General features: G+C 69.7%; 25 protein-coding genes. 14 read left to right on the top strand and 11 right to left on the bottom strand.

All coding sequences use genetic code 11. The features are described from left to right. Window positions 1-164: 164 nt before the first annotated feature. The 6 genes from AC1DJH_RS15220 to AC1DJH_RS15195 all read left to right on the top strand — a co-directional run bounded on the left by AC1DJH_RS15220 (window position 165) and on the right by AC1DJH_RS15195 (window position 5,962). Entirely contained in the window at window positions 165-1,763 is a 1,599-nt protein-coding gene (locus AC1DJH_RS15220; RefSeq protein WP_478186200.1) for an oleate hydratase, read from the top strand. Between the two features lie 27 nt (window positions 1,764-1,790). Then, on the top strand, window positions 1,791-2,078 hold the full coding sequence (locus AC1DJH_RS15215; RefSeq protein ID WP_478186199.1) for a hypothetical protein: 288 nt from the start codon (window positions 1,791-1,793) through the stop codon (window positions 2,076-2,078). A 39-nt stretch (window positions 2,079-2,117) separates the two neighbouring features. After that, complete coding sequence (locus tag AC1DJH_RS15210) at window positions 2,118-2,456, top strand: hypothetical protein (RefSeq protein ID WP_478186198.1); 339 nt, start codon at window positions 2,118-2,120, stop codon at window positions 2,454-2,456. Between the two features lie 202 nt (window positions 2,457-2,658). Beyond that, a complete protein-coding gene (locus tag AC1DJH_RS15205) occupies window positions 2,659-3,063 on the top strand; it encodes a hypothetical protein (protein ID WP_478186197.1) in 405 nt (134 codons plus the stop codon). Between the two features lie 239 nt (window positions 3,064-3,302). Further along, on the top strand, window positions 3,303-5,453 hold the full coding sequence (locus AC1DJH_RS15200) for a putative bifunctional diguanylate cyclase/phosphodiesterase (RefSeq protein ID WP_478186196.1): 2,151 nt from the start codon (window positions 3,303-3,305) through the stop codon (window positions 5,451-5,453). A gap of 65 nt (window positions 5,454-5,518) precedes the next feature. After that, window positions 5,519-5,962, top strand: a complete 444-nt coding sequence (locus AC1DJH_RS15195; protein WP_478186195.1) for a universal stress protein — start codon at window positions 5,519-5,521, stop codon at window positions 5,960-5,962. Between the two features lie 54 nt (window positions 5,963-6,016). Here the strand turns inward: AC1DJH_RS15195 and AC1DJH_RS15190 are convergent, their stop codons facing one another. Genes AC1DJH_RS15190 through AC1DJH_RS15165 form a run of 6 tightly spaced genes read right to left on the bottom strand, consistent with a single transcriptional unit; the run spans window position 6,017 to window position 11,452 of the window. Further along, window positions 6,017-6,808 carry an SDR family oxidoreductase gene (locus AC1DJH_RS15190; RefSeq protein WP_478186194.1) on the bottom strand — a complete coding sequence of 264 codons (792 nt, stop codon included), beginning with the start codon at window positions 6,806-6,808 and terminating at the stop codon, window positions 6,017-6,019. Continuing rightward, entirely contained in the window at window positions 6,805-7,398 is a 594-nt protein-coding gene (locus tag AC1DJH_RS15185) for a cysteine hydrolase family protein (RefSeq protein ID WP_478186193.1), read from the bottom strand. The genes AC1DJH_RS15190 and AC1DJH_RS15185 overlap by 4 nt, the downstream gene beginning before the upstream one ends. Further along, window positions 7,395-7,889 carry an aromatic-ring-hydroxylating dioxygenase subunit beta gene (locus AC1DJH_RS15180; RefSeq protein WP_478186192.1) on the bottom strand — a complete coding sequence of 165 codons (495 nt, stop codon included), beginning with the start codon at window positions 7,887-7,889 and terminating at the stop codon, window positions 7,395-7,397. The genes AC1DJH_RS15185 and AC1DJH_RS15180 overlap by 4 nt, the downstream gene beginning before the upstream one ends. After that, a complete protein-coding gene (locus AC1DJH_RS15175) occupies window positions 7,886-9,202 on the bottom strand; it encodes an aromatic ring-hydroxylating dioxygenase subunit alpha (protein WP_435439204.1) in 1,317 nt (438 codons plus the stop codon). The genes AC1DJH_RS15180 and AC1DJH_RS15175 overlap by 4 nt, the downstream gene beginning before the upstream one ends. Before the next feature lie 25 nt (window positions 9,203-9,227). Continuing rightward, entirely contained in the window at window positions 9,228-10,193 is a 966-nt protein-coding gene (locus AC1DJH_RS15170; protein ID WP_478186191.1) for a PDR/VanB family oxidoreductase, read from the bottom strand. Next, a complete protein-coding gene (locus AC1DJH_RS15165; protein ID WP_478186190.1) occupies window positions 10,190-11,452 on the bottom strand; it encodes a dienelactone hydrolase family protein in 1,263 nt (420 codons plus the stop codon). The genes AC1DJH_RS15170 and AC1DJH_RS15165 overlap by 4 nt, the downstream gene beginning before the upstream one ends. Before the next feature lie 188 nt (window positions 11,453-11,640). Between AC1DJH_RS15165 and AC1DJH_RS15160 the strand changes: the two genes are divergently transcribed. After that, window positions 11,641-12,840 (top strand): ABC transporter substrate-binding protein, encoded by a 1,200-nt coding sequence (locus AC1DJH_RS15160; protein ID WP_478186189.1) that lies wholly within the window; start codon window positions 11,641-11,643, stop codon window positions 12,838-12,840. A 37-nt stretch (window positions 12,841-12,877) separates the two neighbouring features. Here the strand turns inward: AC1DJH_RS15160 and AC1DJH_RS15155 are convergent, their stop codons facing one another. Beyond that, a complete protein-coding gene (locus tag AC1DJH_RS15155) occupies window positions 12,878-13,903 on the bottom strand; it encodes an AraC family transcriptional regulator (protein WP_478186188.1) in 1,026 nt (341 codons plus the stop codon). Window positions 13,904-14,356: 453 nt separating this feature from the next. On the opposite strand from AC1DJH_RS15155, the gene AC1DJH_RS15150 reads away from it, so the two are divergent. Further along, a complete protein-coding gene (locus AC1DJH_RS15150) occupies window positions 14,357-14,851 on the top strand; it encodes a pentapeptide repeat-containing protein (RefSeq protein ID WP_478186187.1) in 495 nt (164 codons plus the stop codon). 113 nt (window positions 14,852-14,964) lie between these two features. On the opposite strand, the gene AC1DJH_RS15145 is transcribed toward AC1DJH_RS15150, so the two are convergent. Next, window positions 14,965-16,236 (bottom strand): LysR family transcriptional regulator, encoded by a 1,272-nt coding sequence (locus AC1DJH_RS15145; protein ID WP_478186186.1) that lies wholly within the window; start codon window positions 16,234-16,236, stop codon window positions 14,965-14,967. Between the two features lie 93 nt (window positions 16,237-16,329). Here AC1DJH_RS15145 and AC1DJH_RS15140 point away from each other — a divergent pair, with 93 nt between their 5' ends. From AC1DJH_RS15140 to AC1DJH_RS15120, 5 genes are read left to right on the top strand one after another with little or no spacing between them, the layout of a single operon-like run. After that, window positions 16,330-17,514: a 4-oxalomesaconate tautomerase gene (locus AC1DJH_RS15140; RefSeq protein ID WP_478186185.1), complete on the top strand. Its 1,185-nt coding sequence runs from the start codon at window positions 16,330-16,332 to the stop codon at window positions 17,512-17,514. Further along, complete coding sequence (locus tag AC1DJH_RS15135) at window positions 17,511-18,539, top strand: amidohydrolase family protein (protein WP_472115593.1); 1,029 nt, start codon at window positions 17,511-17,513, stop codon at window positions 18,537-18,539. The genes AC1DJH_RS15140 and AC1DJH_RS15135 overlap by 4 nt, the downstream gene beginning before the upstream one ends. 1 nt (window position 18,540) lies before the next feature. Continuing rightward, entirely contained in the window at window positions 18,541-19,242 is a 702-nt protein-coding gene (gene ligK, locus AC1DJH_RS15130) for a 4-carboxy-4-hydroxy-2-oxoadipate aldolase/oxaloacetate decarboxylase (RefSeq protein WP_472115596.1), read from the top strand. Between the two features lie 23 nt (window positions 19,243-19,265). Continuing rightward, entirely contained in the window at window positions 19,266-20,570 is a 1,305-nt protein-coding gene (locus AC1DJH_RS15125) for a gallate dioxygenase (protein WP_478186184.1), read from the top strand. Between the two features lie 25 nt (window positions 20,571-20,595). Next, entirely contained in the window at window positions 20,596-21,576 is a 981-nt protein-coding gene (locus AC1DJH_RS15120) for a tripartite tricarboxylate transporter substrate binding protein (RefSeq protein WP_478186183.1), read from the top strand. A gap of 51 nt (window positions 21,577-21,627) precedes the next feature. On the opposite strand, the gene AC1DJH_RS15115 is transcribed toward AC1DJH_RS15120, so the two are convergent. Both AC1DJH_RS15115 and AC1DJH_RS15110 read right to left on the bottom strand, forming a co-directional pair. Then, window positions 21,628-22,491 (bottom strand): alpha/beta fold hydrolase, encoded by an 864-nt coding sequence (locus tag AC1DJH_RS15115; RefSeq protein ID WP_478186182.1) that lies wholly within the window; start codon window positions 22,489-22,491, stop codon window positions 21,628-21,630. Then, window positions 22,488-23,048 (bottom strand): cytochrome b, encoded by a 561-nt coding sequence (locus tag AC1DJH_RS15110; protein ID WP_472115608.1) that lies wholly within the window; start codon window positions 23,046-23,048, stop codon window positions 22,488-22,490. Before AC1DJH_RS15110 ends, AC1DJH_RS15115 begins: the two co-directional genes overlap by 4 nt. A 128-nt stretch (window positions 23,049-23,176) precedes the next feature. On the opposite strand from AC1DJH_RS15110, the gene AC1DJH_RS15105 reads away from it, so the two are divergent. Further along, window positions 23,177-24,646, top strand: coding sequence for a glycosyltransferase family 2 protein (locus tag AC1DJH_RS15105; protein ID WP_478186181.1), 1,470 nt, complete (start codon window positions 23,177-23,179; stop codon window positions 24,644-24,646). Window positions 24,647-24,691: 45 nt separating this feature from the next. Here AC1DJH_RS15105 and AC1DJH_RS15100 read toward each other — a convergent pair whose 3' ends face one another. Next, window positions 24,692-25,387 carry a substrate-binding domain-containing protein gene (locus AC1DJH_RS15100; protein ID WP_478186180.1) on the bottom strand — a complete coding sequence of 232 codons (696 nt, stop codon included), beginning with the start codon at window positions 25,385-25,387 and terminating at the stop codon, window positions 24,692-24,694. Window positions 25,388-25,430: the final 43 nt, after the last annotated feature.

The raw sequence follows: 25,430 nt of genomic DNA, 5'->3' as shown, positions 1-25,430 counted from the left end.
AGGCCGGGAAGGCGGGGGCCGATGGCGCCACATGGCGCCACATGGCGCCACCTTAGGCCGCGCCCTCGGCGCGCGGCTTGCGCTGCGTCAAGCCCGCGACGCGCCCGCGTCCGTACGCTCGGGCGACACAGCGCTTGCGCCACCGCTTTCCCGAGGAACACCCCATGCCCCCTTTCACCCAGGCCACCATCGTCGGCAGCGGCATCGGGGCGCTGAGCGCGGCCGTGCTGCTGATTCGCGACGGCGGCATGCACGGCTCGCGCATCCGCATCCTGGAGGAGTCGCCGCTGCCCGGCGGCGCGCTCGACGGCGCGGGCGACGCGAAGCAGGGCTACGTGACGCGCGGCGGGCGCATGTTCACCGACGAGACCTACACCTGCCTGTGGAACGTGCTCGACAGCATCCCGTCGCTGAACACCCCCGCGCGCACGGTGCACGAGGAGGTGCGCGACTTCAACCGGCAGGTGCACTCCGACGCGAACGCGCGGCTGATCGACCGGCACCACCGCATCCTGGACGCCAGCGACCTCGGCTTCGACCTGCAGGACCGGCTGGAACTGATGCGCCTGCTGGCCATGCCCGAGCGCGTGCTGGGCACCCGGCGCATCGAGGAGTGGTTCTCCCCGCACTTCCTGGACACCAACTTCTGGGCCATGTGGCGCACCACCTTCGCGTTCCAGAACTGGCACAGCGCGGTCGAGCTCAAGCGCTACATGCTGCGCTTCCTGCAGGAGCTGCCGCGCATCCACACCCTGGGCGGCGTGCGCCGCACCGAGCTCAACCAGTACGACACCATCGTGCGGCCGATGGTGCGCTGGCTGCGCGCGCACGGCGTGCTGTTCGAGTTCGGCACGCGCGTGGTCGATGCGGACTTTGCCAAAACCGACACCCACGACGGCGCGGACGTCGGCTTGCGGCTGCGGACGCTGCACTGCGTGCGCGACGGCAGGCCGCTGTCGTACCCGCTGGGGCCGCAGGAGTGCGCCCTGCTCACGCTCGGCTCCATGACCGCCGACTCGCGCAACGGCAACGACCACCAGGCGCCCGAGCTCGTGCGGGTGCCGCACGACGGCGCCTGGACGCTGTGGAAGAACCTGGCGCGCAAGGCCCCGGGCCTGGGCCGGCCCGAGGCCTTCTGCGGCAACGTGGACGAGAGCAAGTGGGAGTCTTTCACGCTCACGCTGCGCAGCCCGTTGCTGCTGCAGCGCATCCAGGCCTTCTCGGGCAACGCGCCCGGCACGGGCGGCCTCATGACCTTCAAGGATTCGAGCTGGCTGATGTCGATCGTGGTGCCGCACCCGCCGCACTTCGACGCGCAGCCCGACGGCGTGTTCACGCTGTGGGGCTACGGCCTGCTGCTGGAAACGCGGGGCAACTTCATCGACCGCACGATGGCGCAGGCCACGGGGCAGGAAATACTGACCGAACTCATCCACCACCTGGGCTTCGAGGACATCCTGGACGAGGTGCGGCGCACCACCACCGTGGTGCCGGTGATGATGCCGTACATCACCAGCGAGTTCGAATGCCGCGCCCCGACGGACCGGCCAGCCGTCATTCCGCACGGCGCGAAGAACTTCGCGCTGCTGGGCCAGTACGTGGAGATTGCGGAGGACGTGGTCTTCACCGTCGAGTACTCGGTGCGCGGCGCCATGCATGGCGTGTACGGTCTCATGGGCGTGGACAAGGAAGTGCCGCCCATCTACCACGGCATCGCCGACCGGAAGGTCGCGCTGGCCAGCCTGCGCACGCTGATGGGCTGACGCCATGGCATGGCCGGGAGCGCGACGATGTGCATGAATCTCCTGCGGGCGCTGGCCGAGGCGCCGCCGCCTTGCACGGTGTCCGAGCCGGTGAGCATCGACCGGTTGCGGGTGCTGCAGGCTGCGGGTCTGGTCGAGGCCCGGATTCCGTGGCCTGGCAACGAGGTCCGGTTGCAGGTGCAGGATGCGGCCGCCGTGACGGCGATCACCGCGCGCGGGTGGAAGGCCGTTCGCAGCCCCGTCGTCGACGAGGCATTGCCGCCGAACTGGCTCGGTCTAGGCCTGAAGCCGCCAAGAGACGCAGAACTGCCTTGACAGACGAGTGACCCGGCGAAGCGCAGCTACCATCGCGCGATGCTGAACTCAGGCTCAACGAATCCCTCTGTCTCCTTCGACCGCGTTTCAGCCGACATGTTCGTGAGCGGCATCATCCTGCCGATCGTCGCAAAGGCTGTTGCCCCCGGCCTCTGGTCGAACACCCTCTGCGTCGTCGCCCTGCTGTGCTGGTTCGTGTTGCCGCTGTGGTATCCCTATCGCGCGATCAGGACGGGTGTCATCGGTGCCCGGTACGGGGTCTTCAGGAAGAAGGAACCGTTCAGGTTCTGGGTGGGGCTCGCGACCTACGAGGTGCTTCTTCTTGTTCTGAGCATCGTGATGGCGCTGGCTGTGTATGCCAGGTTCATGAAGGATTAGGCGCCGCGGCTGTTGCGTCACGCGCACTGCGCCGCAGCGAATGCGGAAGTGCCCAGCGCCCGGAAGGATACGATGCTTGAGCACCCTTGGACATTCGTGTTGCCCATGGAAGTCTCCAACCCCGAACGTCCTGGACCGTCACGGAGGTTGTAACCCGCACAGACCGTGTGCTTCGCACCGGCCCCAACCAAAGGTAGAGCCCATGGGCGCCCCCATCATCATCCGCGGCAGCTTCGACCTCTGGATCAGCAACGGCCTGAAAGACGCGTTCTGCGATGTACTCACGGCCGTTGCGACCCTGGAGGGCAAGGACATCATGGCCATCTACGAAGAGGCACCCGGCGTGGCCGGCACCTATGGAGTCTCCGGGTTGGGCATCGATCTCGAGGAATTTCACCTCTACCTCGGCGGCTCCGAGGGCGTCCGGCGCCACCTCGATGTCTGCCGCGCGCGACTGGATGAAGTTGCCGAGTCATGCGGCCTGTCGTCTGTTGGCTCCAGGTACATGGCACATGTACTCGCATGGGCGGCGCACACGATGGATGGGCACTCGATCCCCGAAAGCATCAACTTCTACGAGGAATGGCCGCCGGGCATGGCGGGTTGAAGCGACTGCGCATCGCTCGGTCGGCAAACCTTGCCGATGGCGCCGGCCAGACGCGACGACCCTCGTTCAACTGACGCACCCTCGCTGCTACAGTGCGTCAAAGGCTCTCGATGCGGATCGGCTTTCGCCGGCGATTGCAGAACTCATCGCACCGATGCACCCAGCTCTGCCCTTCGGTATTTCTGATCCCAGGCGCCGGTGCCGCCTTGCCGAGGCGATCCGCCTTCCGCGATGGCGGCATGACTGAGCACCCCGCACGATGGCGCCTGCCGCGTGTGGCCCGCATTGCGGGTACTGCCATCGGCAGCAGCATCAGCCTCTGGGTCCTGCTCGGTTACGCACTGGATGTGCCGGGCATGTGGCGCCCGGTCGCCAACCTGCCTGCCACCCACCCCGGCACGGCGCTGTGCCTGCTGCTGCTCACGATCGCGCTGATGCCCGGCAAGACGACCGGGCTTGCCCGAACGGTCGCTCGAATCGCCGTGGCGGCCGCCCTGTGCCTCGTATCGATCAGGCTGCTGGTCCCCCTGACGGGCGACCGGCTCTTCAACGCATTGACACCGTTTCGCGGCACGCTCGAAGCGCATCGGCAAGCCACGGGCAACCACATCGCGATGCCGCTGAATGTCGCCTGGACGTTGCTGCTGCTGTGCCTTGGCGAAATTGCGCGGCGCATGCGGCAGCCGCTGGTGTCGCAGCTCCTGGCTGCGGCTTCACTGGCAGTGCTCTTCGTGGCACTTGTGGGCTACCTCGGCGGGCTGCTGGCCTTCAAGGGCGCCATGGCGCCCTGGACCGTGGCGGGCACGGCATCGCTGGCGCTGGCGCTTCTGCTGGCGACCTCGCGCCGGTCTTTCATGCAGGCCCTGACCGCGGGCTCCGAGCCGGGCCGCCTGGCGCGCCGCCTGCTAGGCAGCACCACGCTGCTGCTGGCACTGGGGGTCTGGCTCATGTCGAGGTGGCTCGCCAACCCGGGCATGCAGCTGCCGCCGGACGGCGTGCTGCTGGTCTACCAAGGCGCCTTCATCATCGCGTTGATCTGGGCCGTGGTCACCATCGTTACCGTGCGCGCCCACGGCGTGGATCGGCTGCGTGGCATTGCCGAACGCCTGACGCGGCGAGCGGCCGACCACGACGCCCTGACGGGGCTGCTCACCCGCAACAAGATGATGGACCTGCGCCGAAGCGGGACGGCAGCCGCGGGCCCGGGTGCGAGCGAGGTGCTGATTGACCTGGACGGTTTCAGGGCGGTCAATGAGGCCTTCGGCCATGAAGAAGGCGACCGCGTGCTGGTCGAGGTGGCGACGCGGCTGCGTGCCGCGGCGAATGGCGCGCCGGTGGGCCGCATCGGCGGCGATGAATTCGCCATCTATTGCGCGGACCTGAGCCCCGGGGAGGCCGAGCAACTGGGCGCCGCGGTCAGCCGCTCGCTGGCCCGGCCTTACGAGGTGCGCGGACGAAGCTTCAGGCTGGTGGCAAGCGTGGGTACCGCGCATGCGCAGAAAGCCGCCGGCGCCAACCTGGCGCAGGCGGCCGACCAGGCCATGTACGTCGCCAAGGCCCGCGGCGGCAACCAGGCCGTGGCGTTCGCGAAAGCCATGCACGACACGCGCCAGCAGGAGGTCGAGCTCGAGCAGGACCTCCACCAGGCCTTGGCCAGCGACGATGAACTCTGGCTGGCGTTCCAGCCCGTGGTGGGCGTGGCCGACCGGAGGATCATGGCCGTGGAGTCGTTGGCAAGGTGGCGTCACCCGCGGCTTGGCGCCGTCCCGCCCGACCGGTTCATTCCGCTGGCTGAACGCAAGGGGTTGATCGCCGCGCTGGGGCGCAAGCTGCTCGGCCTGGCGGTCGACCAGGCGGCGGCCTGGGAGCGAACGGCGCCCGGCCAATGGCCGGTGATCAACCTGAACGTGTCACCCGCCCAGTTCGCCGCCGGCGATGTGGTGGCCGACCTGCTGGCGCTCCTGGCCCGGCAGGACCTGCCGGCCGGCCGCTTCTGCATCGAGGTGACCGAGGGCGTGTTCGCCGACGCGCACGCGGTCGCCGCGCTGGAGCGCGCGCGCCAGCACGGATTGAAGGTGGCGATGGACGACTTCGGCGTGGGCTACTCGACGCTGTCGCAGCTGCCTCGCATGCCCCTGACGTCGGTGAAGCTGGACCGCAGCTTCATCGTCAATGCCGGCGAGAGCGCGGGCGATGCCGCGGTGTTCCGGTCCATCGTCCAGCTCGCGCACGCGCTGGGGCTGCTGGTGGTCGCCGAGGGCGTGGAAACGCAGGAACAGTTCGACCTGACCGCCAGTTGCGGTTGCGACGGGGTCCAGGGTTACTTCATCGCGCGCCCGATGGCGCCACCGGACTTCGACCGATGGCGAACCGACGCTGCCACTGCTTGATCTGGCGCAACGCGCCGCGCCCACGGGCTGCCTAAGCTGGCACCTCACACCCGAAAGGCGCTTTCATGTTCAAGCACATCCTCGTCGCCACCGATGGCTCCGCGCTCTCGAAGAAGGCGGTCAAGGCCGCCGTTGCGCTGGCGGCCGGCAACGGCGCCGAGCTGGTGGCGCTGACCGTGGTGCCGCGCTACCCACAGAGCTACCTGGAGGGCGCGATGACCTTCTCGCCCGACGACATCGGCCGCGTCGAGAAGCAATGGGCCGACAAGGCGCAGGCGATGCTCGACGCCGTGCGCGAGCGCGCGCAGGCCAGCGGCGTGCAGGTGAAGACGGCACGCATCAGCTCCGACCTGGTGGCGGAGTCGATCATCGCGGCCGCGAAGAAGCACGGCAGCGACCTGATCGTGATGGCCTCCCACGGGCGCAAGGGCCTCAAGCGCCTGCTGTTGGGCAGCGAGACGCAGCATGTGCTGACGCACTCGGCACTGCCGGTGCTGGTGCTGCGCTGACGCACTGACTCGCTGAGGCACTGGCGCATCGGCAAGCTCGCGCGTCCGCGCGCCTCAGTCCGGCAGCGCCTCGAACCAGTCCCGCGCCGAGTGCCCCTGGTCGGGCCCCAGCATCGAGAAGCCGCCGTCGACCGGAATGTCCGCGCCGGTCACGAAGCGTGCCGCGTCCGAGCACAGAAACAGCACCACCTGCGCCACGTCGTCGCCGTCGCCCACGCGGCCCAGCGGGTGCATCGGCGCGCCGACGCGGTCGGCGAGTGCGCGGTCGGCGCCGGCCATGCGCGACAGGGCGTCCGACCAGGTCCACCCCGGCGACACCGAGTTCACCCGCACGCCGCGCGGCGCCAAGCTGGCGGCCTGGTTGCGCGTGAGCTGCAGGATGGCGGCCTTGGCCGCCGGATAGAGCGCCCTGCCCGCCGTGCCGAACTTGCCGCCCACGCTGCCCATATTCACGATGGCGCCACGCTGCGCCGCCAGCGCGTCGGCGGTCTTCTGCACCAGCATCGCGCCGGAAACCAGGTTGACGTTCAGCGCGCTCAGCCACTCGCCGCGCGCGGCGGCCAGGCCGGCGTCGCCATAGACCACCGCGTTGTTGACCAGGAAGTCGATGCGCCCCTCCACCCGCAGCACGTCGGCCACCAGCGCGTCGAGCGCGTCGTCGCTGGCGATGTCGCAGGCCACGAAGCGGCAGCGCGGCCCCAGTTCGGCGGCCAGCGCCTCGCCGCGCGGCACGTCGATGTCCACCGCCAGCACGCGCGCGCCGGCCTGCACCAAAGTGCGAACGATGGCGCTGCCGAGCATGGCGGCCGCGCCGGTGACGATGGCGACCTTGTCTTGCAACTTCATGGCGGGCCTTTCATTTGAGTGACCGCATCATCCACGCGAATCACCTGCGCCAGCAGCGCCAGGGTTTCCAGGCTGGCCGCATGCAGGTGCGCCTGCGCGGTGCTGCAGGCGTCGGCCACCACCGCCACGTCGTAGCCCAGGTCGCTCGCATGCCGCGCGCCGTGCTCGACCACATGGTTGGTCGCGATGCCCGCCACGTACAGCCGGCCCGCCCCGGTGGCGCGCACCGCCTCCTCGAGCCCGCTGGCCCAGAAGGGGTTGTTGCGCTTGTGGGTGACCACGGCTTCGCCCGGCAGCGGCGCCAGCTCGGCGTAGAACTCGGCGCCCCAGCTGCCGTCCTGCACGGCGCCGGTCTCGGCCACGCGGCGGAACAGCGTGCAGTTGCGCAGGCAGTCCGCATAGCCGGGCGCGAAGGCGATGCGCACGAAGATCACCGGCACGCCGCTCGCCCGCGCAGCCGCGATCAGGCGCGCGGCCGAGGCGATGAGCCGCGGGCGCGCCGGGTCGTCGGCGGCCACGCCCACGCGCACCTTGCCGTCGACGTGCAGCACGTCGTTCTGGTAGTGCATGGCCAGCAGCGCGGCCTTCACATGAACACCTGCAAGGCTTCGTGCGGTGCGTCGCAGTTGACGAGGTCGATGCGCTTGGTCTGGATGCGAAAGCCGCCGCCGGCCTGTTCCGCCTTGCGCAAGGTGTGCAACACGCTGCCGCCGAACACACGCTGCTCGGTCTTGCGCCACTCCAGCAGCATGAAGGTCGAGCGCACCGTGCAGCCCGCTTCGTCGCGCGATTCGAGCGCGATGTTGCCGACCACGTGCACGGTGCGCGTCACGGGCTGCTGCGAATAGGCGCGGGCCTGCTCGAGCCGGCGTGCGCGCATGGAGCGCAGCAGCGCGTCTTCGCAGAACAGCGAGGCATGGTTGAGGTGGTCGGTCTGGCCGTGCACCAGCGGCACCCAGTACAGCCCGTCGGGCGTGAAGAGCTTCTGCCATTCGTCCCAGCGGTGCTCATCGAGCAGGCGCGCCTCGTGGTGCAAGAACTGCACGACGTCCTGCTGCTCTTGCCAGTCGATGAAGTTCATGCCTTGTCTCCCGCCGGGGCATCCGCGCCGGCACCCATGTACGAAGCCCAGGCCGCGAACATGTTGCGCGAGGGCATCTCGCTGTTGCCGTTGGAGGCGCGCCCGCCCGGCAGCGGCTGGTCGCGCCCGGCCGCGCGGTGCATGCTGACCCAGTCGCCGCCGTCCGAACCCAGGCCTTCCTGCACGCGGTTGTAGGCCTCCAGGTCGTCGGGCATCACGTTGGACGAGGGCGAATTGACGATGTTGGTGTACTTCAGCGTGCGCTGGAAGGTGGCCTCCGGCGCGCCCTTCAGGCGGAAGCTGAAGATCTCGACCAGCGTGCGGTCCACCGACAGCGGCCGTATCACCCGGATCTGCTGGAACGAGGTGTGCGGCGAACAGCTCGGGTAGACGATGGTGTTGTGCCGGTTCACGCGCAGGATTTCTTCGGCGCGCTGTGCGCCGTGCGCGGCCTCCAGCGAGGCCACGTAGGCCAGGCTCACCGGGTCGGTCGGCGGCACGAAGATGCCTTCCATGAAGCCGTGGCCGTTGTCGTAGCCCTTGAGCTCCAGCTTCTCCCAGAAGTCCAGCGGCTCGCCGTTGCCGTCGACGATCACCACCTCGAAGGGCTTGGGCGTGCCCGCCGGCATGGCCTCGTACTCTTCCTTGGCCGCGCGCCACGACGACTCGTGCGTGGCCACCGCGTGGATGGTGTCGTGCAGGTTCTCGAAGAAGATCTTCCAGTTGTTGCGCTGGATCACGCGCTGCACGCCGCCGGCCACCTCCACCTCGCCCTCGGGCGCGCGGTCGCAGAAGTTGTCGAGCGAGGTGGCCACGCCGCCCAAAAAGTCTTTCAGCTCGGGGCCTTCGGCCGCGAGGCTCGCGAACACGAAGCCGCGGTGCGTGGCCACGCGCGCCACCTTGCGCACGCCGTACTGCGGGTCTTTCAGGTCGAGCGCGGTGTCTTCGTAACCGCTGCGCAGCGGCACCGAGAGCAGGCTGCCGTCGCACTTGAAGGTCCAGCCGTGGTACAGGCAGCGCAAGAACTTGCCCGCGCTGCCGCTGCCGTCGGGCACGATCTTGGCGCCCTTGTGCGGGCAGCGGTTGAACAGCACGTGCACGGCGCCGTCGGTGTGCCGCAGCATCACCACGGGCTCGCGGCCCAGCCGGGTGGTGAAGTAGTCGCCGGGCTTGGGCACCTGGCTCTCGTGGCCGACGTAGAGCCAGGCCTGGCCGAAGACGCGGTCCATCTCCAGCTCGAAGATGGCGGGGTCGGTGTAGACGCGCTTGTGCACGCGGTCGGGCTGCACGAGCGTGCTCGGATCGATGGTCATGAGTGGGTCTCCTGAAGCCTTGTCGTCAGATGTCGAGCACCAGGTGCGCCGTCTTCGCGCGCGACACGCAGGTGCAAAGGGTCTTGCCGCTCGCTTTTTCGCGGGCGCTGAGGTTGTGGTCGCGGTGGTCGGGCACGCCCTCCACCACGTCGACGGCGCACACGCCGCAGTCGCCCTGGCGGCAGTCGTACAGCGGGTCGAGCCCCGCGGCGATGAGCACGTCGAGCAGGCTGCGCTCGGGCGGAACGGTCAGCGTCCTGCCCGAGCGCAGGGTGCGCACCTCGAAGGCCGCATCGCCGGCCTGTTCGAGCGCGCCCGCGAAGAGCTCGAAGTGCACGTGGTCGCCGGGCCAGCCGAGGGTGCGGGCGCTGTCCGCCACGGACTGCACCAGGCCGCGCGGGCCGCACACGTGCAGGTGGCGCCCGGGGGCAGGCGCGGCCAGCAGCGTGCGCAGGTCGAGCCCGCGCGCAGGGTCGCCGCCGTCGTGCACCAGCGTGCCGCCGAGCGCACGCACTTCCTCCAGATAGGCCGTGGCGTCTTCGCTGCGCGTGGCGTAGAAAAAGTCGAAGGGCCTGTTTTCGGCCGCGAGCGATCGCGCCATGCACAGCAGCGGCGTGATGCCAATGCCGCCCGCGATCAGCAGCGGCGGCGCGCTGCCCGCGTGCAGCGCGAAGTCGTTGCGTGGCGGGTGGGCGGCCAGCACCGCGCCCGCAGCCAGCCCGTGCATCCAGGCCGAGCCGCCCGCCCCCTGCGGTTCGTGCAGCACCGCGATCTCGTAGCCCTGCGCGCCGTCGTGCGGTTTCACCAGCGAATACGCGCGCTGCCCGGTTCGTCCGTTGGGCTGCATCACCTGCACACCCAGGTGCGCACCCGGCGCGAACGGCGGCAGGGGCGCGCCGCTCGCGCTGCGCAGCACGAAGGCCTTGATGGCCGGGGTGAGCGGCGTGACCGACGCGACGACCAGTTCCAGCATGTGCGGAGCGCCCGTCATCCCAGCGGCAGCGCCGGGTCGGCGATGGTCAGCGCGGTCGATTTCGCCCAGCGCGGCATCAGCGTGTTCGACGGCAGCGTCTCGTCCACCAGCTTGCGCGCGGTCTCCACGCCGGCCACGGGCAGGCCCTTGGCGTCGAGCAGGCCGATCTGCACCAGCACGCTGGCCTGGTCCCAGTAGATGTGCTCGTGAAAAAGCTTGTCGCCGCGAAACTTCACGATGGCCACCAGCGGGATCTCCACCGCCTTGCCGGTGGGTGCGATGCCCGGCAGCATCCAGTCGATCTCCACCGTGTGGGTGAAGCAGAAGAGCATCTCGTCGACGATCTGCGTCGCGCCCACGGTGCGCGAGATGGGCGTGAGCCGCGTGTCCGGCGGCGTGGTCGGAATGAAGTGGTGCTTGTAGAAGCGCGACAGCTCCTTCGCGCCCACGCCGCCGGTCATGGTCGGAATGTGGTTGACGTAGGGCTCGCTCACCATCGTGGCCATGGTGGCGACCACGTCGCGCGTGGCGAACTCGTATTCGCAGTGCTTGTCCCACAGCGCCGACAGGTCGTAGACCGGGCCGATCGCTTCCTTGAACAGCGCCATGGAGCGCTGGTGCGCCATGAGCGTGGAAGGCTTGTCGAAATGGTCGCCGCCGGTGCGCGCAAAGGCATGGTCGACGCCGGGGTACACGTACATCTGCGCGCCCGGCTTGCCGGCAAAGGCCTCGAGCACCTGGGCACGCGCCTCGGGCGGGCAGAACTGGTCGAGCTCCGCAAAGTGCAAGGCGATCGGGCATTCGATCTTCGGTACCAGGTCGAGCGCACCCTCGATGCCCACGCCGTAGTAGCCCACCGCCGCATCCACGCCCGAATGCGCCGCCGCCAGGAAGGCCAGCTTGCCGCCCAGGCAAAAGCCCAGCGCGCCGACCTTGCCGGTGCAGGCCGGATGCGCGCGCAGCGCCTGCACGCTGGCCGTGACGTCCGCAATGCCGGCGTCGATGTCGAACTTCTGGAAGAAGCCGAAGGCGCGCTGCCAGTCTTCGGGCGAATAGCCCAGCTCGACGTTGGGCTCCATGCGCCAGAACAGGTCGGGGGCGAGCACCACGTAGCCTTCCTGCGCGTAGAGGTCGGCCACCTCGCGCACGTAGTCGTTGATGCCGAAGATCTCCTGGCACAGCACGATGCCGGGACCGCGCCCCGAGGCGGGCAAGGCCAGGTAGCCGCGGAAAGTCTGCGAGCCGTCTCCGGCCGGAATGTCGATGTAGTTGCTCATCGTGGTGTCTCTGGAGTGGTGGGGTTCGGCGGCGATTCTGTGGACCGCCCGCCCCTGCTGTCTGTCCATTTCGTGCAGCCCCCCTTGCTGCACGAAACGGATAGCGGCGTGCCGCGGCGGCCCACAGACTGCGGCCTGCATCGCACCCCACGTTCAACGAATTTCCCCTACCGAGGAGCTTGTCCACCATGTCGCAGGAATTCCCCAGAACCGCCCTGTGCGCGCTCGCCATCATGGCTTGCGCGCTGGCATTGCCCACACTGGCCCAGGCGCAGGCACAGACCGTGAAGGTCGGCCTCGCCATGGACCTCTCGGGCCCGTTCGCCGTCGGCGGCGCCGAGGCCAAGGCCGGTTTCGCCGTGGCGATGAAGCAGCTGGGCGGCAAGCTCGGCGGCGTGTCGGTGGAATACGTGGAGGCCGACACCGCCGGCAACCCCGAAACCGCGCGCCAGGCGGTCGACCGCATGCTGATGCGCGACAGGATCGACCTGTTCACCGGCCCGGTCGGCTCATCGGTGGCGCTGGCCGTGGGCCCGCCGCTCTTCGCGGCCAAGGTGCCCTACCTGTCGAGCAACACGGGCCCGAGCGACTACTCGGGGGCGCGCTGCAACGCCTACTTCTTCGGCGCTTCCTACCCCAACGACGCGTACCACGAGGCGGCCGGCAAGTTCGCCTCCGACAAGGCGTTCAAGAAGGTGGCGCTCATTGCGCCCAGCTACCCCGGCGGCAAGGATGCCATCACCGGCTTCAAGCGCACCTTCAAGGGCACGGTGGGCGACGAGCTCTACACCAAGCTCGGCCAGCTCGACTACTCGGCGGAGCTGGCGCAGATTCGCGCGTCCAAGCCCGACGCGCTCTACTTCTTCCTGCCCGGCGCCATGGGCGTGAGCTTCATCAAGCAGTTCGTGGGCGCGGGGCTGTCGAAGGACGTGGCGCTGATCTCCACCGCCTTCTCGGCCGACGAGGACATGATTCCCGCGGTCGGCGAGCCGATGCTCGGCCTGTTCAACACGGCGCACTGGTCCTTCGACCTGGACAACCCGGCCAACCAGCGCTTCGTGGCGGCCTTTCGCGAGCAGAACAACGGACGCAACCCCTCGTTCTACGCGGGCCAGGCCTACGACGTGCTGATGGCCATGGACGCTGCGGTGCGCGACGTGGGCGGCAAGGTGGCCGACCGCCCCGCGCTGCTGAAGGCGATCAAGGCGGCCAACTACAAGTCGGTGCGCGGCGACTTCCGCTACGGCGCGAACAACTTCCCCATCCAGAACTACTACCTGCGCGTGATCGGCAAGGACGCCAGCGGGCGAATCTCGAACAAGGTGATCGGCACCGTGCTGCAGAACTACCAGGACACATCGGCCGCGCAGTGCCGGATGAAGTCCTGAACGCTTCGGCGCCGGTCGCGCGCCGGGCGCTGCCCCGTCAGTGCCTGGCGACCGATGTGCGCGCGGCACCCGACGAGGTGTCGCGCGGCAGCTGCCCGAAGCGCTCGCGGTAGCAGGCGGCAAAGCGGCTCAGGTGTGAGAAGCCGCAGTTGAGCGCCACCTCGGTCACGCTGGCGCCGTCGTTGCGCGCCAGCTGCGCGTGCGCGGCGTCCAGCCGCATGTTGCGCAGCACCTCGCCGGGCGACAGCTCGCGGTAGCGCCTGAACAGCAAGGCCAGGCCGCGGCGCGTCAGGCCCGCGGCCTGCGCCACGTCTTGGAGCGCGATCGGCGTGTCGAGCCGCTCGCGCATGAACTCCTCGGCCCGGCGCAGCTGCCGCAGGCCGGCTTCTTCGGAGCCGCGCCGCACGGCGGCGTGCCGTTGCAGCACCGAGTTCGGCCGGTGGCACAGCAGGTAGAGCATCAGGTTGTCTTCGCAATGCGCGAGCCACCGGGGGTCGTAGGCCTCGAAGTCGCTCGACGGCAGCAGCGACGCCAGGCCCGCCACCATGCGGCACCACTGCGTGCCGGCGGCGTCGTCCAGGCGAAAGGGCATCTCGAAATCGATCTCGCCCACGGCGTCGGTGCCGCGCAGGGCGAAGGCATGGCGCGCCACCTCCTGCAGCCGGCTGAGCTCGATCTTCAGCATCAGCTGTTCGCAGTCGGCATGCCAGCGCAGCCGCACCGGCTTGTGCGCGGAAATGACCGCGCCCTGGCCGGGATGGATCTGCAGCGTCTGCCCGCCGGTGTGGATGTCGGCATGGCCGCGCAGCGGCATCTGCACCAGCACGAAGTTGCCGAGCGCATCGGGCTCGATGTCGACGTCGCAGCCGTAGCGCAGGATGCACAAGGACAGTGCGCTCAGCTCGGCGCGGCAGAAGACGGCGTCGACGTCGCCGCGCCCCCACACGCTGCGGTGCGGCTTGAGCTCGCGGGATACGCGCGCATGGGTCTCGTCCGCCTCGCGCGAGCGGAAGACCTCGCGTCCGTACAAGGGGGAAAGCTGCTGGCTCGACCATGCGTCCATGGACACTCCTGCGGATCAAGGTGGGGGAAGCGACTCTGGGGTCGATGCCGGAATCTACGTCCGTGCGCCGCCCGCCGCCATGGGGGTTGCCCGGGCGGCAAGGCCCCTGCCGCAAGAAGCTTGCCCGCGCTGCCGGCGATGTGCCGGCAACGGGAAAATCGCAGCGGTCAGGCCGGTTCGTCGCGCTGGTTCAAGTGCATGCGCCCCAGCCCTCTCGTGCGTTTTTCACGTTCTCCGGGGCGGATCGCTGTGTCGACAGGCTGTTGACCATTGTTTGCAAGGGTGCGCAAGCCACGGGCCGCAGACTTCCGGCCCGTCGTTCATCACACAGGCTCACCGCATGCACCCGTCCCCGTCCTCCTGCAGTCTCCCGACTGCCCATTCGTCCGATCGACCGATGTTCCCGGCCCCGCAAGGCGGTCGTCGACCCCTTCGAAGCCGGGGTCGCCCGGCATGAGCGCGCTTCTGCTCATCCAGTCCCATGACAAATGGCGCAAGGGCATCGGCGGTGCGCCGGCCGGCGTGACAGGCCAGAGCGACGGCAACGCCTATGCGGGGCTGGACCTGAACCTGATCACCTTCACCGCCAGCACGTTCAGCGGCAGCAGTTTCATTGCGACCTCGCTGCAAGACGCCGTGTGGACCGGCTGCCAGTTCAGCGGCTGTTCGTTCCGGCAATGCGACATGCGGCGCATTGCCATCAGCGGGTGCACTTTCGTCAATTGCACCTTCGCCGGCACGCAGCTCGACGCCAGCAGGCTCGGCAACTGCTCGTTCAGCCAGTGCAACTGGACAGACCTGAGCTTCGACGCCAGCACCTGGACGCAGGTGAACCTGCGCGACTGCACCGGCGAACGAGTGAACGCGACCGGCCTGCAGGGCGAACAGGTCGACTTCACCGGAAGCCAGTTCCAGGACATGCACCTGAGCGACGCGCGAATCAACTGACCGATGAAGCCGGAGCCACCGCCGGCCTGTGCCACGCGGCCATCCCGCTGCACGGCGGCGCATCGGCATGACCGAGGAATACGCGGTTGGCCGCTGCATGACCCCGGGGCCGCTCAAAGCCTGGCAGCCACCACCTGCCGCACCGCATCGATCAGGGCCCTGGCGGCCGGCGACGCCAGCGCGCCCTTGCGCTGCGTGATGCCGATGCGCCGCCGGGTGCTCTCCAGCGGATGGTTCAGCACCACCAGCGCGCCGGTGTCGATCTCGTAGTGCAGCTGGTGCGCCGACATGGCGGTCACCATGTCGCTTTGCAGCAGCAGGCCGCGCAGCAGGGCCAGGTCGCCTGTTTCCACCGTGGGCATGGGGGCCGGACGGCCCGCTTCGCGGAAGGCGCGCTCCAGCAGCTCGCGCGACGGCGAGCCGGGGCGCGACAGCACCCATTGGGCCCGCTGCAGCGCCGCCCGCCCGATGCGCGGCAGCCCGGCCAGCGGATGGCCGGCGCGCACGATGAGGGAGATGCGGTCTTCGAACAGCGGCTCCTGCACCAGGTCCCTGGCTTCTTCCGGCGGGCGCAGCGCGCCGATGATGAAGTCGATGTCTCCGCTGCGCAGCGCGGCGGCCAGCGCCTCGTACGGACTTTCGACCGTGCTCACGTGCAGCCGCGGATGCCGCGCCACCAGCGCCGCGATGGCCGACGGCAGGATCTGCGTGCGCGACAGCGGCAGCGCGCCCACCGCCACGCGGCCCTCGACCGCGCCGCGCAAGGCCGCGAGGTCCGGCCCGATGCTGCGCAGCTCGGCCAGCGCGCGCTTGCAGCGAAAGGCCAGCAGGCTGCCCGCGCGCGTGGGCGTGACGCCGCGCGCCGTGCGCGTGAACAGCGTGCGGCCGGTGCGCGACTCCAGCTCGCGCACCAGCGCACTGAGGGCCGGCTGTGTCACACCGAAGGCGGCGGCCACCGCGGGCATGTTGTGCAGCTCCGACAGGCTGGCGAACAACGCAAGCCGGCGCGCACTGAACATCGACGCCAGCAGGCTGCGCGCCTCGATGGCCTGTTTGGGCGCCGCGGCGTCGCTGCCCGCGAGCTCCAGGCAGGCCGCCGCGAACTCCTGCTCCACCCGCTGGGCGCGCACGCGCACGGCCTCTCCGTAGACGTTCATCAGCATGCCGCGGGCCTTGCGCTCGAACAGCGACACGCCCAGGCGTGCCTCCAGTTCCGCCACCGCACGGGTCACCGCCGAGGCGACGCGAAACAGGGCGTCCGCCGCCTGCGTGACGCTGCCGGCGGCGGCCACGGCCGAGAAGGCCTGGAGATGCCGCAGGTTGAGCTGCAATGCACCGCCCGCGTTCGCCGGCTTCTCGGTGTCGATAAGTTTCTTTGCCGCCATGCAGCGATTCTGCCAACCACTCCCGGATGCCATTCACTCATTCAGCAGCAAGGGTTAACCCTATATCGATAAACAGATGAGAACGCAGTGCGCGTGGAACTCAACCCGCCGGAGGCGCTGCGCGCCCACACTGGCCGCATGCCTTGCGAACCCTCCCCCGACCTGATTTCGCTGCCCTGCACATGGATGCGCGGCGGCACGTCGAAGGCGGCCTTCTTCCACGCGAAAGACCTGCCCGGCGAGCCCGCCGAAAGGGACGCCCTCATCCTCGCCGGCATGGGCCACACCGAGCCTCGGCAGATCGACGGCATCGGCGGCGGGCATCCGCTGACCACCAAGGTCGCGATCGTCTCGCCGTCCACCGACCCGCGCGCCGATGTGGACTACCTCTTCGGCCAGGTCGTGGCCACCGAGTCGCGCATCGACTACGCGCCGACCTGCGGCAACATCCTCTCGGCGGTCGGCCCCTTCGCGCTGGACGAGGGCCTGGCGCCGGCGCAAGACGGCCAGTCGGTAGTGCGCATTCGCATGGTGAACACGGCGTCGTATTGCGATGCGGTGGTGCAGACGCCCGGCGGCCGCGTGCGCTACAGCGGCGACACGGCCATCAGCGGCGTGCCCGGGCACGGCGCGCCGGTGGAGCTGCGCTTCTCCGACATCCTCGGGTCCAGCTGCGGCGCACTGCTGCCCACGGGTGAGGCGCGCGAACGCATCGACGGCGTCGAGGTGACCTGCATCGACAACGGCATGCCGGTGGTGCTGATGCGCGCGGCCGACATCGGCGCCACCGGGCGCGAGACGCCGGCCGAACTCGACGCCGATGCGGCGCTGAAGGCGCGCATCGAATCGATCCGCCTGCAGGCCGGGGAGCGCATGGGCCTGGGCGACGTCAGCGCCAAGGTGGTGCCCAAGATGACGCTGGTCTCGGCCGCGCTGGCCGGAGGCACGCTGAACACGCGCACCTTCATTCCGCGCAAATGCCATGACGCCATCGGCGTGCTGGGTGCGGTGTCGGTGGCGTCGGCCTGCGTGGTGCCGGGCACCGTGATGGAAGGGCTGTGCGTCATCGCACCCGATGCAGCGCCCAGCCCTGCGCAACGCCTGCACGACCTGTCGGTGGAACATCCCACCGGCGAATTCACCGTGCGCCTGCTGATGGACGCGAGCGGCCGCGGCATCGCCGGCGCCGCGCTGCTGCGCACCGCGCGGCCGCTGTTCCGCGGACACGTCCTGGTGCCCGGCGCAGCCCACCATTCAACCCCTACGGAGACCCCGTGATCATCGATTGCCACGGCCACTACACGACCGCCCCCGCCGCGCTGGAAACATGGCGCAAGCGCCAGATCGCCAGCCTGGGCAACCCGGGCGAAGCGCCCTCTGCAGCGTCACTGCGCATCAGCGACGACGAACTGCGCGAATCCATCGAGCAGAACCAGCTGCACAAGATGCGCGAGCGCGGCAGCGACCTGACCATCTTCTCGCCGCGTGCCAGCTTCATGGCGCACCACATCGGCGGCTTCGAGACCAGCGCCACCTGGGCCGCCCTCTGCAACGAGCTGTGCCACCGCGTGGCGCAGCTGTTTCCCGACCACTTCGTGGGCGCCGCCATGCTGCCGCAGTCGCCGGGCGTGGACCCGCGCACCTGCATTCCCGAACTGGAACGCTGCGTGCAGGACTACGGCTTCGTCGGCATCAACCTGAACCCCGACCCCTCGGGCGGGCACTGGACCTCGCCGCCGCTGTCCGACCGCCACTGGTACCCGCTGTACGAAAAGATGGTGGAACACGACATTCCGGCCATGGTGCACGTGAGCACCAGTTGCAACGACTGCTTCCACACCACTGGCGCGCACTACCTGAACGCGGACACCACCGCCTTCATGCAGTGCCTGAGCTCCGACCTGTTCACCGACTTCCCCACGCTGCGCTTCGTGATTCCGCACGGCGGCGGCGCGGTGCCCTACCACTGGGGGCGCTTCAGGGGCCTGGCACAGGAGATGAAGAAGCCGCTGCTCAAAGACCACCTGCTGCACAACATCTTCTTCGACACCTGTGTGTACCACCAGCCGGGCATCGACCTGCTCACGCGCGTGATTCCGGTCGACAACATCCTGTTCGCGAGCGAAATGATCGGCGCGGTGCGCGGCATCGACCCCGAGACCGGTTTCCCCTACGACGACACGCGCCGCTACATCGACGCCGCCACCACGCTGGACGCCGCCGCGCGCCACCAGATCTACGAAGGCAACGCGCGCCGCGTCTACCCGCGGCTGGACCGCGCACTCCAAGCCAAGGGCCTCTGACATGACCACGACTTCCAACCTTCAACAGCTCGGCGTCGTGCATCGCACCATCGAGCGCGCCGACCCGGCCGCCGTCGAGAAGCTCTCGCGTTTCGGCGTGTCCACCGTGCACGAGGCACTGGGCCGGCTCGGGCTGATGCAGCCGCGCATCCGCCCGATCCACCCCGACGCACGCTTCTGCGGCCCGGCCGTCACCGTGCTGCTGCAGCCCGGCGACAACTGGATGCTGCATGTGGCGGCCGAGCAGATCCGCCCCGGCGACGTGGTGGTGGCCGCGTGCACCAGCGACAGCACCGACGGTTTCTTCGGCGACCTGCTCGCCACCTCTTTCAAGGCGCGCGGCTGCATGGGCCTGGTGATCGACGGCGGCGTGCGCGACGTGCGCGACCTCCACGCGATGAACTTCCCTGTGTTCAGCCGCGCCATCCACGCCAAGGGCACCATCAAGGCCACGCTCGGCTCGGTCAACGTGCCGGTGGTGTGCGCGGGCGCGCTGGTGCACCCGGGCGACGTGATCGTGGCCGACATCGACGGCGTGGTGGTGGTGCCGGCCGCCCGCGCGCAGGAGGTGGCCGATGCGGCCGAGGCCCGCGAAGCCAACGAAACCACCAAGCGCGCGCGCTTCGCGGCAGGCGAGCTCGGGCTGGACATGTACGGCATGCGCGAGCCGCTGGCCAAGGCCGGACTGCGCTACGTCGACTGAAGCCCAGGCACAGGACACACACCATGGCTCGCATCATCGGCGCCGTCGCGTGCTCGCACACGCCCACCATCGGCTTTGCCTACGACAGGAACAAGCAGCAGGACCCGGTGTGGGCGCCGATCTTCGAGGCCTTCGCGCCGGCGCGGCGCTGGCTGGAGGACAACAAGCCCGACGCGCTGTTCTTCATCTACAACGACCACGTCAGCTCGTTCTTCTTCGACCACTATTCGGCGTTCTCGCTCGGCGTGGGCGCGCAGCATGCGGTGGCCGACGAAGGCGGCGGCGCGCGCGACCTGCCCGCGCTGGCGGGCCATCCGGCGCTGGCGCAGCACATCGGGCGCTCGCTGGTGGCGGACGAGTTCGACATGTCCTTCTTCCAGGACCGCGCGCTGGACCACGGCGTGTTCTCGCCGCTGTCGCTGCTGTGCGCGCACGCGCCCGCGTGGCCGGTGCCGGTGATTCCGCTGCAGGTGGGCGTGCTGCAGTCGCCCGTGCCCTCGGCGCGGCGCTGCTGGCGCCTGGGGCAGGCGCTGCGCCGCGCCATCGAAAGCTACCCCGAAGACCTGAAGGTGGCCATCGTGGCCACCGGCGGGCTGTCGCACCAGGTGCACGGCGAGCGCGCGGGCTTCAACAACCCCGCCTGGGACGCGCAGTTCCTGGACCTGGTCGAGAACGACCCGGTGCGCCTGACCGAGATGACCCAGGCCGAGCTGGCCACGCTGGGCGGCATGGAAGGCGCCGAAGTGATCATGTGGCTGGTGATGCGCGGCGCGCTGTCGTCGAACGTGCGCAAGATGCACCAGAGCTATTACCTGCCGTCGATGACCGGCATTGCCACCGCCATCTACGAGAACCTGGCGAGCCCGCCGGTGGCGGGCGAGGTGCAGCGGCACCTTCGCCACATGAGCGAGCAGTTGGCCGGCGTCGAGGCGCTGGAGGGCAGCTACCCCTTCACGCTGGAGACCAGCGTGCGTGCCTACCGGCTCAACAAGTTCCTGCATGGCATGACGCGGCCGGCCCACCGCACGGCCTTCCTGGCGGACGAGGAATCCGCCTTCGAGGCGGCCGCGCTCACGCCGCAGGAACGCGAACTGGTGCGCCGGCGCGACTGGCGCGGCCTCATTCACTACGGCGTGATCTTCTTCATGCTGGAGAAGCTGGGCGCGGTGCTGGGCGTGTCGAACCTGCACATCTACGCCGCCATGCGCGGCCAGTCGCTCGAAGACTTCCAGCAGACGCGCAATGCGCCCGGCGCGCTGTATTCGGTGGCCGGCAAGGACGCGGCACCCCAGGCATGGGACACGGCCCCTACAACGCCGGCCCGTTGAACACACGACACACAAGGAACCGACCATGAGACAACTTCTTCGCACCGCCGCATGCGCCCTCGCCGGCCTGCTGGCACTCTGCGCCCTGAACACGGCGGCAGCCGCCGACGCCTACCCCTCGAAACCGGTGAAGATCCTCGTCGGCTACAGCGCCGGCGGCGCGGTCGACGCCATCGCGCGCTCGGTCGGCCAGCGCATGACGGCCACGCTGGGCCAACCCGTCATCGTGGAGAACAAGCCAGGCGCGGGCACCAACATCGCGGTGAAGGCGCTGACCAGTGCCGCGCCCGACGGCTACACGCTGCTGCTGGCGGCCAACGCGCTGGCGGTGAACCCCTCGCTGTTCGAGCCCGCGCCCTATGACCTGGACCGCGACGTCACACCGGTGGCGCTGGTCGGGCGCGTGCCGGTGGTGTTCACCGTGCGCGACGGCTCGGCCATCAGGACCGTGGCCGAACTGGTGGCCGCCGCCAAGGCCAAGCCGGGCAACGTGACCGTTGCCACGCCGGGCAACGGCTCGACGCCGCACCTGGCGATGGAGCTCTTCCAGCACACCGCCGGCCTGCAGCTGCGCCATGTGCCCTACAAGGGCGGCGCGCAGGCGATCACCGATGTGCTCGGCGGGCATGTGGACGTGGTCGCGGTCAACGCGCTGGAGGTGTTGCCTCTGGTCAAGGCCGGCAAGCTGCGCGTGCTGGCGGTGATGAGTGCCGAGCGCTCCGCCGTGCTGCCCGGCGTGCCGACGGTGGCGGAGTCGGGCTACCCCGGCTTCGAGGCCAGCGTGTGGTACGGCTTCGTGGCACCGGCCGGTACGCCCAAGCCGGTGCTGGCGGCGGTGCACGACGCGGTGCAGAAGGCGCTGGCCTCGACCGAGGTGCGCGAACAACTGGCCGCGGCGGGCGGCGTGACGCTGGCCGGTCCGCCGGAGCAGTTCGCCAGGTTGCTCAAGAGCGACGCGGCGCGCTACGGCAAGTTGATTCGCGACGCCGGCATCAAGCTCGACTGAAGGCCGGCAGGCTGCTCACAGAAAAGAAGAACCGGGAGGCGCGGGCCGTGCTCAGCCGCCGAAGAACGCCAGCAGCCGCGCGCTGACCTCGTCGGCACGCTCGTACTGCGCCCAGTGCCCGGCGCCGTCGATCACCGCGCCCTCGCGGTGCGGCCCTTCGGCCACCAGCTGCGCCACCAGCGGGCGCGGGTCGGCGGTGACGTCGTATTCGCCCCAGAGCAGCAGCGTGGGCAGGCCGAGCGCATCCAGTGCCTGCTGCAGGCCGCCCGACTGCGACACCTCCTTGCTGCGAAAGCGCGTGCCGTGGCATGAGACGTCGTGGATCTCGAAGGCCAGCGCGTCGATGGCGGCGGGGTCGTGCAGCATCAGCGCGGCCAGGTTGTTCAGCAGGGCGGCGCGTTCCGCCTCGCGGTCGGGCGCGGCGCGCCAGTTGATCATCTGCGCCGTCATGCGGCGCATCGTGCCGTGGCCGCCGCTGCCCACGAGCGCCAGGCGGCGAACGGCGCCGCGCTGCACCGCGAAGCGTGCGGCCGTCAGGCCTCCGAAGGAAAAGCCGCCCAGGTCGATGGGCGTGCCCGCGCCGATGAGCTGGTCCAGCGTGCCGCCCAGCGCGGCCAGCAAGGGCGGCAGCGAGTCTTCGCCGGGTGCCACGCGCGGCGGCGTGCCGGACTCGTTGAAGCCCGGCATGTCGGGCAGCCACAGCGTGCGGCCGGCCGACAAGGCCTGCGCGTTTCGCAGCCAGTGCATCCAGCTGCCGTGGCCGCCGTGCAACAGCACCAGCGGTGGGCGGGCGGTGTCGGTGCCGAAGCGGCGCCAGCGCACGCGCACGCCCTCGTGCACCGGGTCGTGGTGGGTGGACAGCGCGTCGATGCGCGCGATGGCCTCGCGGGCCTCTTCGCTGCGTTGCGCGGTCACGGCCACATCCGCTGCAGTTCGCGCTCACCGTCGAGAAACTGGTGCTTGAGCGCGCCCAGCACGTGCAGCGCGAAGATCACGTACAGCACATAGCCCGCCCAGGTGTGCACCCCGCCCAGCACGGTGTGCCAGGTTTCCTTGACCGCCGGCTCGATGGCCATGATCCAGCCGATGCGCGGCCATTCGAACAGGCCGAAAAGGAACATCGGGTTCGCGCCGGCGTCCTTCCAGGCCGAGTCGTGCATCCAACCCGACACCGGCAGCAGGATCATCAGCGCATACAGCGCCCCGTGGGCCGCATGGGCTGCCAGCCGCTCGAGCGCGCCGAAAGAGCCCGGCATGGCCGGCGGCTTGTGCGTCAGGCGCCACAGGATGCGCAGGAGCACCAGGCCCAGCACCGTGATGCCGATCGACTTGTGGGTGTCCACGGCCGGGCGCACCCAGTCGTCGGGGTACCGCTCGACGAGCAGGATCAGGGCGATGTTGACGGCCATCAGCACGGCAATCAGCCAGTGCAGCGCGATGGCGGTTCGGGTGTAGCGGGTTTGTGCGAGCATGCGGGGAATTTTCGGGCGAGAGCCGACTCAGTCAGTGGCGCATGCGATTGTCCCGGGTTTGTTGGGGCCTTTCGAAACCGCAGGCCGAGTTTTTGCGTATCAACGACCAGTCGCCCGGGCACCTTCTCTTGAACGATCCACTCCACAGCGCCTTCCTGGCCGCGTCGCCGCGCCTGACTCCCCCCCGCACCCCCCTGCGCAGCTGGCTCATTCACGGCGGCGTGCTCGTGCTGTGGGTGCTGCTGTTCGCCATGGCGTTCAAGCTCGGCAACGTGCGGGCCTGGTCGGTGGGCGTGGCCTATGTGGTGTACGACACGGTGCTGCTGCTGTTCGTGGCGTGGATGACGCTGCCGATCCTGCGCGCCCGGCCCCTGCCCGCCGGCACGTCCGCCGCGGGCACACGGCGCACCACGCTGGGCGTGATCGTCGCCTCGCACAACGAGGCCGCCGTGCTGCCCGTCACGCTGGCCGCCCTGCTCGGCCAGAGCGACGTGCCCGACCGCATCGTGGTTGCGGACGACGGCTCCAGCGACGGCACGGCCGAGCTGCTGGCCACGCGCTACGGGCTGGTCGCGCCTGCGTTGGGCGAACTGAGCGCGGCCAGCACCACGCACCCCTCGCTTTACTGGCTGCGCCTGCCGCACGGCGGCAAGGCGGTGGCGCTGAACGCGGCCATCCTGTGCATCGACACCGACACGGTGCTGACCGTGGACGGCGACACGCTGCTCGACAGCCAGGCCATCGGCGCGGTGCGCCGGGCCTTCACCGAAGAGCCCGACCTGGTGGCCGCCACCGGCGTCATCACCCCGGTGTGCAGCCGCACGCTGGCCGGGCGCTGCTTCCAGTGGTTCCAGACGTACGAGTACATCCGCAACTTCCTGTCGCGCTACGCGTGGATGCGGGTCAACGGGCTGCTGCTGATCTCGGGCGCCTTCGCGGGCTTTCGGACCGACGCGGTGCGCACGGTGGGCGGCTTCGACACCGACTGCCTGGTGGAAGACTACGAGCTCATTCACCGCCTGCACCACCACGCCCGGGTGCACGGCCTGCCGTGGACGGTGCGCGTGCTGGGCGACGCGCAGGCGCACACCGACGCGCCCAGCAGCACCGGCGCCTTCCTGCGCCAGCGCCGCCGCTGGTTCGGCGGCTTTTTGCAGACCCAGTACTGGTACCGCGCCATGGTCGGCGACCGGCGCTACGGCTGGCTCGGCGTGGCGATGCTGCCGGTGAAGGCCATCGACACGCTGCAGCCGCTGTACGGCCTGGCGGCTTTCGGGCTGTTGCTGATGTACCTGGTGCGCGGCAACTTCGGCGTGCTGGCGCCGGTGGCCGGGGTGATCGGCGCGAAGATCGTGCTCGACCTGGTGTTTCACCTGTGGTCGGTGTACCTGTACCGCCGCTGGATCGGCCAGGCCAGCGAGGCCAACATGGCGCAGGCCTTCCTGGCCGCGCTGGTCGAACCCTTCACGTTCCAGATCCTGCGCCACACCGGCGCGGCCTGGGGCTGGTGGACCTTCCTGACCGGGCGCGGCACCTGGGGGCGGCAGACGCGCGTCGGGCTGGTCGACGCCGACGGCGTGCAGCGGCGCAACAGCTGAAGCTCAGCCCCTGAATTTCAGCCGCTGAAGTTCAGCGGCTGAGCTTCACAGGCCGAAGCCGCTGCGCCCGCGCAGCGCGGCACTGGCCTCGCCGGCCAGCACCTCGACGAACGCGGCCGCAAGCTCTGGCGCCTGCGCGCGGCTGCACACGGCCGCGGTGTACACGGTGCTCAGCGCATGCTCGGCGGGCAGTTCGCCCACCAGCCGCACGCCGGGCGTGTACATGATCTCCGTCACCTGCGTGCAGCCGAGCATGCCCTCGCCCTCGCTGCGCGCAAGCTCGCGCATGGCGGTGGCGCCATTCGGAAACTCGTGGATCCGGCCGGCCAGCGCCTCGACGAGCCCCAGCGCCTTCAGCATGCCGGCGATGTGGATGCCCGCGCTCGACCGGGCCATGTCCGGCACGTAGACGCCGCGCGCGGCCGAGAGCGTGGCCTTGAGCGCCTCGCCGTCGCCGACCGCCACCCCGGGCGTGCCGTTGCGCACCGCGATGCCCGTGGCCACCGGGCCGAGCGCCCGCGCGCTGCCGGCCACCACGTGGCCCTGCGCGGTGAGCTGCTCGATCAACGACGCGGAAAGCACCAGCAGGTCGCAGGGCTCGCCGGCGAGCAGCTTGTCGCGCATGGTGCCCACGGCACCGAAGGTCGGCGCGAGGGTGCAGCCGTGCGCCTGTTCGAAGTCCTGTTGCAGGCCGGTCACCACGGCCTGCGCGGCGCCGCCGCTGAAGAGGGTCAGTTTCATTGTTGTTCCATCGATATCAAAAGAAAGGGAAACACAGGCGCCG

The organism is Variovorax sp. 10N412 (assembly GCF_056394985.1).
This window is presented reverse-complemented; position numbering and strand designations above follow the sequence as displayed.